3 protein-coding genes and 1 pseudogene are annotated in these 5678 nt (G+C 63.4%); all 4 read right to left on the bottom strand.

What is annotated here, in order from left to right; genetic code table 11:
* Positions 1-147 precede the first annotated feature (147 nt).
* Complete coding sequence (locus CVH10_RS16715; RefSeq protein WP_106489310.1) at positions 148-1140, bottom strand: tetratricopeptide repeat protein; 993 nt, start codon at positions 1138-1140, stop codon at positions 148-150.
* A 2-nt stretch (positions 1141-1142) separates the two neighbouring features.
* Positions 1143-4595, bottom strand: coding sequence for a LysM domain-containing protein (locus CVH10_RS16710; RefSeq protein ID WP_106489309.1), 3453 nt, complete (start codon positions 4593-4595; stop codon positions 1143-1145).
* Positions 4583-5455 (bottom strand): DUF4123 domain-containing protein, encoded by an 873-nt coding sequence (locus tag CVH10_RS16705; RefSeq protein ID WP_106489308.1) that lies wholly within the window; start codon positions 5453-5455, stop codon positions 4583-4585. The genes CVH10_RS16710 and CVH10_RS16705 overlap by 13 nt, the downstream gene beginning before the upstream one ends.
* A pseudogene (locus CVH10_RS16700) lies at positions 5440-5678 on the bottom strand (type VI secretion system tip protein VgrG); the annotation flags it as partial. The gene CVH10_RS16705 and the pseudogene CVH10_RS16700, both read right to left, overlap by 16 nt.

Raw genomic sequence — 5678 nt, 5'->3', positions numbered from 1 at the left:
GGCAAGGCCGCCGCCGAATGCTGGATATTGTAGAGACGCATGCCCTCACCTTTGGCGGCCTGAACCTCGGGCTCAAGAGCCGAGGCCAGCAGAGGAAAAACCAGCCATGCCAGAGTCAACAAGGCCATGCACCATGATCGCTGCATCCTAGTAACCAAAGCGCGGGGGAAAGTTGGATAGAGGCGGCTGCTTGTTTAGCCATTCATCGACCATGGCTTCAGCTTCGTTTTTCTGACGGTCATTAAGCTCGTCCTCATTCCACTCAAGGACTCTTTCGGCAGCCCGAAGCCCTATTCCTCTTTTAAGAGCCGTCAATATGGCCCAGCCTTTCATTACATCTCTCTTATTACTGCAAACATCAACACTTGTTTCTTTGTTTAACTCTTCAGGATTGATGTAACACCAACCCAGAGTCAAACGGTCATCTACATGACCATTATCAGAAGCTCTAACCTTCCATCTCCAAGCCTGGTCATGCTTATCTAATTTTTCTAATACGTCAGACAAACTAGTCATCGCCGGCACATAGCCCTGCTCCGCGGCTTTACGAAACCATTCCTCGGCAGCCTCCAGGCGCCGGGATTCCAGGAAGTACCAGCCCTGACCGCCACGAATGTTCATACCCAGACGCGTCTGGGCTTCGGGGTTGCCCGCTTCCGCCGCTTTTTCCAGCCATTCGACACCCTCTCCGCTGTCGTCCATCAGGCGATAGATATGGTAGAGCGCCAACATGGCGTCGGTATCGCCTGCCTCGGCCTTGGGTAGGGTCTCGGCAAGCGCCTGCTCGCGCCAGCCCTCGGGGTCCTCCGGGCATTCGTCGCCGGCGACGCAGGCACCACCCTGGAAAAGGCGCAGCATGGCATAGGGATCGCCCTGTTCGGCGGCCTGGAGATACCAACCCATGGCCTCCTCGGTTAGACCTCTGCCTAGCAGGCGAGTCGCTTCACCCAGGTAGTACATGGCTTCCACATCGCCGGCCTCGGCAGCTTGTTTCAGATAGGGCTGCATCCTGATCCACTCGTGCTGGCCCCAGAGACGCATGCCTTCGTCTTTAGCGGCCTGAACCTCGGGCTCAAGGGCGGTAGCGATGCCAGGCAGGATCATCAGAATACTGGCGAGTAAAATATGGGTAAGGCGCATCCTTACGACTCCCGGTAGGTTACATGTGTGCCGCCTGGTGTCGTCACCCGTTGGCAGTGGGTATCGATATTGCGGCCAAGATCGTCAGCGATACCACGGTATATTTTGCGTGCCGCTGCAGCTTGGCCATCATTGGTTAAAGATTGCGACATAAACTGATTCAGGCGATAACGGTTCTCGCAATAGGCCTGTCCGCGAGCTGCCTTATTATGGCGTTCATTTTCGCTGTCCTCGGCACCGGCATATTCGCCATCGGCCGACATTCGGGCCACAGCCTGCTCGAACAACCGCTGGGCGGCGCTGCGACGATAAAGCCCATCTTCCTGGCCCTGCTCGATCCACTCGAGGCACCTGGCGATGGCGATCTGCTGCAGATCGATGGCATCGTCGTACTCGTCTCCCTTCATATAGCTCCACAGGCTCGGCCGGGTGGCTAGCACGTTCAGCAGCGGCCCCAAGGCTTCTGGGGGCAAGTGCTGAACCCAGGACTGCGTCTCCGCTTGGCGCGGATCGTTGACGATGGCGTTAGCAATAACCCCAGCGCGATCGCTCTGGGTCAGCTGGTTGTAGAGTCGCCGAATGCCGTCCCGCCCTCGTGCCGCCAGCAGCCCCACGTCCAGCAGCGTGGTGGTGGCCAGATAAGTCAACTGACTGATGCTATCGAAGGCGTCCTCATCGACCCAGTCGATGAAGCCATAGTCGTTGTCGCGCAGGGCCTGGCCGATCATCATCAGCCACAGATCCAGCTGCTCGAGGTCCAGCTCGACGGCAATCTTCCCGCCCACCGTGACGCCGGCGAACACCTTGGCCTTGGCGTAGGCCACGAACCGGCCATTGCGAAGCCCCAGCCGGAACCCCAGCTCGGCACCGATACCCACGCCGACCTCCCCACCCAGCAGGGCCTGGCCGAGGCTACGCCACTGGTCCAGGTCACGTTGCTGTGTCTTGAGGCTAAGCCAATCCTGATCCGCGAGCTGGGGCAGCTGACGGGTGATGTCCTCGGGCGGCTGCCAGCGCAGCTCACACTGGGTCTGCAACCCGAGCGTCGCGCCGGCGAAGGCCTTGAGGGTCGCGCCTTCGGCTTCGCGCTGGGCCCAATCGACGCCGGTCAACTGCAGGCCGTTCTCGTTGAACGCCAGGCCGGTCTCGGCGCCCAGGGCCACGCTGGCGCCGGCGAAGCCCTTGGCCACCAATTCCATGCGGATGGAGTAGCATCCCATGCTGCGCCTTTCTCCATCGCGGTTGGCCAAGACCGCGTCGAAGGGAACGGCCTCATCCTCCCCCGGAAGATGCAGGGTACCCAGGCTGATTTCCCCGCGGGCAAGGCTCCAGGTGCCCTTGACCTCCCATTGGAAACCGGTCTTCACCTCGGCGCCATGATCCTGACCGGCCTGCCAGCCGCCATTCTGCCTTTCCAGAGTTTCCCGTCGCTTTTTCTCTGTACCCAACTGACCGCCGCTACTGCTTTCCACCTCGACGTCGAACAGCTCCAGGCTGGCGTCGCGCTCGAACAGCGTCAGTGATTCGTCGAACTCGTGAGACAGTGCCTGATTCAGCTCCCCGTGTGGCATCCCGACTAGGCGCAGCATCTGCGCCTGGGCACTGGCGTCGAACAGGCGCAGGGTCTCGCGAGCCGGGCCGGTGAACAGCATCCGTTGCAGGGCCTCGCCCCATTGCGACCTAGCGCCTTCGTCCTGCAGCGAGGCCACCTCATACGCCTGATCGTCGAGATACCGGAAGAACGCCTCCGGCCGGAAGAAACCAAGCCCCTCATCGAACCACTCAGCCCGCCGCTCGATCTTCTCGCAACCCTGACCCTCCAGCCATTGCGACAAGGCGGTTTCCGGGGCCTCCCACAACGTGGCCGGCAGTGCCCCGTCCGCCTCCAGTTGGCGATTCAATTGCTGTCGCTCGTCTTCGCTCATGTCTCGCTGGAGCTGATGCAGACTGAGGTGGCTCAGCGCACGCGCCCCCTGGGGCGAGCTGAACTCGCGCAGGGGGAAATCCTTGCGTACCAGCACATCGATGCTCTGCTTCTCGTACCCCAGCGCATGGCGCTGATCCTCGAGATCGGCCTGCCAGAACAGCACACGCTGCGGCTGCATGGCCGCCACCGCCTGGTTGGCCGTGGCGTAAAGCGCATCAAGCTGTGAGGTCAGATGCTCGAAGCGGCGCCGCTCCTGAGCGAAGAGGTGCATCGGCAGGGAGGCATTACCAGCGGTGGCGGTCGTCCACTCCTCCAGCCTGGCCTCGACGTCGTCGTGGATCTCCACCGCCTCCTTGAGCAGGCGGTGGTAGTGATTGAAGGCATCGATACCGGAGTCGAGGCCCGCGCGCGAGGTCTTGAGCGCCGGGTCCGCCAGCGCCCACTCGGGAGTGGCAATGCCTAGCGTCGCGAGCGTCACGATACTGTCCCGATAGGCCTTGAGATCCTCGTTCATCAGCTCGACGCGCTCGGAGAAGTAGTCGACGAGCGCCGTGCAGCGGGACGAGTCCTTGGGAGACATGCTTTCGCAATCGGCGAGGAAGGCCTGATATTCCTTGAGGGCTTCCTGAAGGGGGAGCAGTTCGCCAGGTTGAGTCACGGAGATAGCGTCGCCCACGACCCTCTCTCGACAGAGGCGATAGGTTTCCAGCGCCTCGGCGATATCGTCCTCCCAGGGCCCGTAGTAGCGACTCCCATCGATGACGTAGCCTTGCGCCTGTGCCCGCTCGCTTCCCTTGCGATAGAGGGCGTTCAGCTCCTCGACCAGCCGCGTCTCCTCGGGGTGTTGCGCCCGCTCATGGAAGTAAGAGAGCGATATGATCAGAGGAGAGGTCAACCAGAATCCGGGATCCTCGATCAGCCGTTCGTGCCCGGCCACGCGGCGGGCGGCATCGCCCTCGGTCTCTCCAGTGAGTTCGGCCAGGCGGCCCAACATATTTCGGCACTGTTGCCGCTCGCTCTCGTTGAGAAAGTTTTCCGGGCGCGCCGGCAGAAAGCACTCCATCAGGCCGGCGTCGTCGTTCAAGTGAACCTGCCGTGCTTCCGGATCGTCCACATCGACCCAGCCCGCCAGCTCGTCCGCCGCCTCATGCAGCGACTCGGCGACGCTTTCGGTCAGTAGCCAGAAGGTACCAGTGCCGGTCAGATAGATAATATCGGCCCAAGCATCGTCTTCGCAGGGATGCGGTGCGGCTTCCTGTATTTCTCCGCCTGCCGCAGGCGGCGGATTGAAAAATGGCAACTGCAGCACCGTGAATTCTAGCGGCGCGGATGCACCGGAAGATTCCTTCGCCAGCCAGTCCCCAGTCTTTCGCCTTGCCCCCGTATCGGGCAGCGTCAGGGTTCCATCGCGCAGAATCCGGTTCGGGTCGCTGATTTCCGGGTTCAAGCTGAGCAATTCCTCGACCCTCACGCCCCAGGCCTCGGCCAGCTCACTCAGGGTATCGCCATCCTTGATCACATAGTCCATTCGAGCGTGTTCCTATCCTGTGCCTGAAGGGTCTCCATCCGTTCGCGAAGAGCCTTGACCTTGCGCCAGGCCGGCTGGCCCGAGCCGAGGATCTCGCGGCTCTCCTCGCTCTCGCGCCATGCCGTCCGCTGCACGTAGGGCAGCAGGCTCTCCAGATGGCGGGCCCGGGTGATGCCGTGGCGGTTGAGCACGGCCAGTCCTTCCAGCCAGTCGGCATCGATCTCGTCGAGCCGAACCCCCAGCCGCTCGGCCAGGAACCAGGCCTGGGGGGCCGCCTTCAGCGCCGCCTCCATGTCGAGCGTCAGCCGCCGCGAGGCGTCGAGCACATCGTTCGCCTCGGGGCGCTGCCAGACCTGCCAGTGGCCCAAGGGCGTGGGGCTGGCGAGTTCGCCGAGCGGCGCCAGCACATGCGCCAGCGTCGAAGGCTCGGCGCTGGCCAGCAGGGCGGTCAGGGCCGCCGGATCCTGCAGGTTGACCAGCGACTGTCCCCCATGCGGATCGTCCCAGACGAACAAGCCCTGCAGATGGGCGAGCAGCTCGGCAAAGGGTGTCGTCGGTAACGGCTGACAGCACCAGCCCAGGCGGCGTTCCCGACATAGCACCTCGCCGGAGCGCCAGGCGTCGCTACCGGCCTCGAGCCGCAGCGCCCAGGGGCCGGCCTCCTGCAGCGGAGCCAGCGGCGTGGCGGCGAACAGCGGCATGTGTTCATGGATGCCCTCATGGCCCAGCAGCGCGCGGCTCGCCTCGGAGGCACGGCGCTGGTCGAGCACCATCACCAGGGGCCGTTCGGGCGACAGCCAGGCCTCGGCCTCGCCGCCGAGACAGGTCCGCTCGGGCAGGCGCGCTAGCCAGCCAGGCATGGGCAATCCTCCCGGCTGCACTGGGTCTCGCTGAGCTTGCCGCACAGTGGCATCAGCGCCGCCTCCGTGAGGCGATAGTCGAGCAGCGGAGGCAGCGCGATGGGAGCGATCGCTTCATGCACCTCCGGCTCGGCATGTCCGGGCCGCAGCGGCGCCTGGGCGCCCTGCCCGGTGCCGCTGCCGGGGCTGCCGCCGGCGTTCACCTTGATGCTGGGGCCGACGA

Source organism: Halomonas sp. ND22Bw, from assembly GCF_003011945.1.
Classification (GTDB): Bacteria; Pseudomonadota; Gammaproteobacteria; order Pseudomonadales; family Halomonadaceae; genus Halomonas; species Halomonas halophila.
The sequence above is the reverse complement of the archived record's forward strand: the minus strand, read 5'-3'. Positions and strand labels throughout refer to the sequence as shown.